The following is a 5,119-nucleotide window of genomic DNA, read 5'->3' on the forward strand; positions in this document are numbered from 1 at the left end:
CGCCCGGGCCGCAGGACGGCGACCACGCCTTCGACCAGGACCGTCTGCCCTCTCCCCCGGGCGCCACCGTCCACCTGCTGCGCTCGCTGCTCGCCCCGCTGAGGGCGCGGGTCACCGTGACGACCCTTCTGCTGCTGCTCCAGCAGGCGGCCGTGCAGGCGGGCCCGCTGCTGGTGGCGTACGCCATCGACCGGGCCGTCCCCGCGTTCCGGGAGCACGACCACGGCCCGCTGATCGCGGTCGGCGCCGGCTATCTGCTGTGCGCGCTGGCCTCCGGCGGGCTTCAGTACGCGTTCATCCTGGCCTCCGCCCGCGTCAACCAGGACGTGCTGCTCGACCTGCGCGGCCGGATCTTCCGCCACGCGCAGGCGCTGAGCATCGACTTCCACGAGCGCTACACCTCGGGCCGGCTCATCTCCCGTTCCACGACGGACGTGGAGTCACTGCGCGAACTGCTCAGCGAGGGCCTTCAGGAACTCGTCACCGTCATCCTGTCCTTCCTCTACATCTCCGCCCTGCTGCTCTGGCTGGACCTCGGGCTCGGCGCGGTCGCGGTGGCCTCCTTCGTGCCGCTGTACCTGCTCGTGCGGGTCTACCGGCGGCGGGCGGGACGGGTGTACCGGAAGCGGTCGACCGCGATCGCCGCCGTGATCGTGAAGTTCGTCGAGACCATGAACGGCATCCGCCCGGTGCGCGCGTTCCGCCGCGAGGCCGCGAACGACGCCGACTTCGCCGTGCTGAACAAGCGGCACGAACGGGTCAACGGCGACGCGCTCCTGGAGATGGCCCGCTATGTCGTCGGATCCCGGCTGGTCGCCAACGCGGCCGTCGCGGGCATCGTCCTGTGGGGCGCCTACCGGGTGGCACAGGGCTCGCTGGAGCTGGGCGTGCTGGCGGCCGCGGTGCTGTACCTGCGGCGGCTGTACGACCCGATCGACCGGCTCGGGATGTTCCTGAACTCCTACCAGTCGGCGGCCGCCTCCCTGGAGAAGATCGCGGGCCTGCTCGCCCAGGTCCCGACCGTCCCGGAGCCGTCGGTTCCCCGGCAGCTCCCGGCGCTCGCGTCCGCGGACCGGCCCGGTCGTGAGGTCGCCTTCGAGGCGGTCGCGTTCGGCTACCGCACCGGCGGTGAGGTGCTCCCCCGTTTCGACCTCGTCCTGCCCGCCGGGCAGACGGTCGCGGTGGTCGGCTCGACCGGCGCCGGGAAGTCGACCCTGGCCAAGCTGCTGGCCCGCTTCTACGACCCCTCCGAGGGCCGGATCCTGCTCGACGGCGTCGACCTGCGCGACCTGGCGATGCCCGAACTGCGGCGCGGGGTGGTCATGGTGACGCAGGAGGCGTTCCTGTTCTCCGGCACGGTCGCCGAGAACATCGCGATCGGCCGCCCGGACGCCACCCGTGAGGAGATCGAGCAGGCCGCGAAGGCGATCGGCGCGCACGACTTCATCAGCGCGCTGCCCGACGGGTACGACACGGACGTACGCAAGCGCGGTGGCCGCATCTCGGCGGGGCAGCGCCAGCTCGTGGCGTTCGCGCGGGCGTTGCTCGCCGATCCCGCGGTGCTGATCCTGGACGAGGCGACCAGCTCGCTCGACGTGCCGGGCGAGCGGGCCGTGCAGCGGGCGATGGCGACGGTCCTGAGGGGCCGTACGGCCGTGGTGATCGCGCACCGGCTGTCGACGGTGGAGATCGCCGACCGGGTGCTCGTCATGGAGCACGGCAGGATCGTCGAGGACGGCACGCCCGCCGAACTCGTCGCGGGCACGGGCCGGTTCGCGGATCTGCACCGGGCCTGGCGGGACAGTCTGGCGTGAGCCGCCATATGGGTGACCAGGGGGATGTGTGATCGACGCGTACGAGGACCCGGGCACGCCCGACGTCCGGGGCGGCTGGCGGTACCTGTGGTGGCTGGTGCGCTGTCAGCCGGGGCGGTCCGTGGCCGGGGCGCTGCTGGGCAGTACCTGGATGGTGCTGCTGGCGGCGACGCCGTACCTGATGGCGAAGGCGATCGACGAGGGCCTGGAGCCGGGCGACTGGGCGGCGCTGGCCGGCTGGAGCTTCGCGCTGTTCGCGGTCGGTTCGTTCAACGCCTGGCTGAGCATCATGCGGCACCGCACGATGACCCGGGTGCGGATGGACGCCAACTTCCGCACGGTCAAGGTGGTCGTGGGCCAGGCGGTGCGTCTGGGGGCCGCGCTCGCGCGCCGGACCGGGGCCGGTGAGGTCGTCACGATCGGCGTCGGCGACGTGCAGACGATCGCCCAGTCCCTGACCGTCGTCGGCCCGGGTGTCGGTGCCTGCGTCGCCTATCTGACGGTCGCCGCCGTGCTGGTCTCGGTCTCCCCGGTCCTCGCGGCGGTGGTCCTCCTCGGCATCCCGGCGATCGTCCTGCTCGTGGGTCCGTTCCTGTCCCGTCTCCAGGGCGCCGAGACGGAGTACCGCAACCGCCAGGGCGTTCTCACCGCCCGCATCGCCGACCTGTCGGGCGGCCTGCGCGTCCTCAACGGCCTCGGCGGCAAGTCCCTGGTGGCCGACGCCTTCCACCGCGACTCCCAGCGGCTGCGGTCCCAGGGCTACCGGGTCGGCGCGGTCACCAGCTGGGTGCAGGCCCTCGGCGTCGGCCTGCCCACCCTGTTCCTGGCCGTCGTCACCTGGCTCGCGGCCCGCCTGGCCGCCCAAGGGGACATCACCGTGGGCGAGTTGGTGGCGGTGTACGGCTATGTCGCGGTCCTGGTGGGCCCGGTGGCGTTCTGGGTGGAGTGCGGCTACCAGCTGAGCCGGGGGGTGGTGGCCGCGAGGCGGGTCGTCCGCTTCCTGCGCCTGGAGCCGCTGGAGGACCGCGGTACCCGGGACGCCCCCGCCGAGCCGTCGGTCCTGCACGACCCGGAGTCGGGCGTGAGCATCCTGCCGGGCCGTCTGACGGCCCTGGCCGGCGCGAGCCCCGCGGACTCGGCGACGGTCCTGGACCGACTGGCCCGCTACGCGCCGTCGCGGGCGACCTGGGCCGGCGTCCCGCTGGAGGAGATCAGGTTGCCCCAGGTCAGGGAACACATCCTGCTGGCGGACCACGAGGCGGACCTGTTCGCGGGAACTCTGGGCGAGATGATCGCGCCCGTCAGGGGCCCAGGGCTCCACCAACATGCGGCCCCGCCGCGGGGCACGACGAGCCCGCACGACCTCGCGGCCGCCCTGCACGCGGCAGTGGCGGACGACATCGTGCAGGGTCTCCCGGACGGTCTCGACTCCCCCATGGACGCCCAGGCCCGCAACCTCTCCGGCGGCCAGCGCCAACGCGTCCGCCTGGTGCGGGCCCTCCTCGCCGACCCGGACGTCCTGCTCGCCGCGGAACCCACCTCCGCCCTGGACGCCCACACGGAAGCCCTGGTGGCCAAACGCCTGCGTGAGGCACGGAACGGCCGCACGACAGCCGTCACCACCACCTCCCCCCTCGTCCTGGACCACGCCGACACCGTCCTCTACCTGGTCGACGGCAAGGTCGCGGCAACCGGCACCCACCAGCAACTCCTCACCGCGGAACCGGGATACCGGGCTCTGGTGGCCCGGGACGTGGAGGTCACGACATGAGCAGGGGCCACCTCCCGGTCGCCGACCGGGCCACCGTCCGTCGGGCCGCCGGCCGGCTGATCCGCAAGGACGCCCGCGCCTTCGCCGCCGTCCTCGCCCTGAACTCCGCCGCCGCCCTGACCGGCCTCGCGGGCCCCTGGCTGCTGGGCCGGATCATCGACGAGGTGCGCGCCGGCGAGGGCGTGTCCGCGGTGGACCGGCTCGCCGCCGTCCTCGTGGTGTGCGCGAGCGCCCAGCTCCTCCTCGCCCGCTGGGCCCGCTATGTCGGCCACCGTTTCGGCGAACGCACCCTCGCCCGGGTCCGCGAGGAGTTCGTGGACCGCACCCTCGCCCTGCCCGCCTCGGTGGTGGAACGCGCGGGCACCGGCGACCTCACCGCCCGCGGCACCGCCGACGTCTCGACCGTGGGTACCACGCTCCGCGACGCGGGTCCCGAACTGCTCATCAACTCCGTGCAGTTCGTGTTCCTGCTCGCCGCGGTGTTCTTCCTGGACCCGCTGCTGGGCGCGGTCGGTGTGTTCGGGCTGGTGCCGATCTGGTTCGTGCTGCGCTGGTACCTGCGCCGGGCCAGGGACGGCTATCTGGCCGAGGGCGAGGCCACCTCGGAGGTCGCCGAGATCCTCGCGGCCACCGCGTCCGGCGCCCGTACGGTCGAGGCGCTGCGGCTGGAGGAGCGGCGGATCCGGGCGAGCCGGGACGCCCTCGACACGGCCCGCCGCACCCGCCTCCACACCCTCTACCTGCGCAGTGTGTTCTTCCCCGTGGTGGAGGTGGCGTACATCCTGCCGGTGGCCGGCGTGCTCCTGATCGGCGGCATGCTGCACGCGCGGGGCGTGCTGAGCCTGGGCTCGGTCGTCGCGGCCGCCCTGTACCTCCAGCAACTGGTCGGTCCGCTCGACCAGATCCTCGTGCGGGTCGAGCAACTCCAGTCCAGCGGAGCCTCCTTCGCCCGGGTCGAGGGCCTCGCCGCGGCCCCGCGCGCCGGTGCCGAGGCCTGCCCCGCCCCCGCCGACGACCGCATCGACGTCTCCGGAGTGCGCTACTCCTACGGCCGCGGCGGCGAGGTCCTGCACGGCGTCGACCTGACCGTGCGCCCCGGTGAGCGGCTCGCGGTGGTCGGGCCGTCCGGTGCGGGCAAGACCACGCTCAGCAGGCTGCTCGCGGGTGTCGACGCGCCCACGTCCGGTTCGGTGACCGTCGGGGGCGTGCCCGTCGTCGGCCTGGACCCCGAGCGGCTGCGCCGCCAGGTCGTCCTGGTCACCCAGGAGCACCACGTCTTCCTGGGCACCGTCCGCGACAACCTCCTCATCGCCGACCCCGGCGCCGGGGACGAGGAGGTGTGGGCGGCCCTGGCCGCCGTGGGGGCCGACGGGTGGGTGCGGGAGCTGTCCGAGGGGCTCGGCACCGGGCTCGGCGAGGACGGTTTCCGCCCCGACGGTTCCCAGGCGCAGCAACTCGCCCTGGCCCGGGTGGTGCTGGCGGACCCGCACACGCTGATCCTGGACGAGGCGACCGCGCTGCTCGATCCCACGAC

General features: G+C 73.7%; 3 protein-coding genes. All 3 read left to right on the forward strand.

The window, feature by feature from the left end; genetic code table 11:
* Positions 1-1,814, forward strand: a 1,814-nt coding sequence (locus EHS43_RS36780) for an ABC transporter ATP-binding protein (protein WP_148104182.1), incomplete at its 5' end; no start/stop codon positions are given.
* Between the two features lie 28 nt (positions 1,815-1,842).
* A complete protein-coding gene (locus EHS43_RS36785) occupies positions 1,843-3,585 on the forward strand; it encodes an ABC transporter ATP-binding protein (protein WP_125194949.1) in 1,743 nt (580 codons plus the stop codon).
* Positions 3,582-5,119: ABC transporter ATP-binding protein (locus tag EHS43_RS36790; protein WP_148104183.1), on the forward strand; the 1,538-nt coding region annotated here is incomplete at its 3' end. The genes EHS43_RS36785 and EHS43_RS36790, both read left to right, overlap by 4 nt.

This window comes from Streptomyces sp. RP5T (assembly GCF_003933965.1).
Taxonomy (GTDB): Bacteria; Actinomycetota; Actinomycetes; order Streptomycetales; family Streptomycetaceae; genus Streptomyces.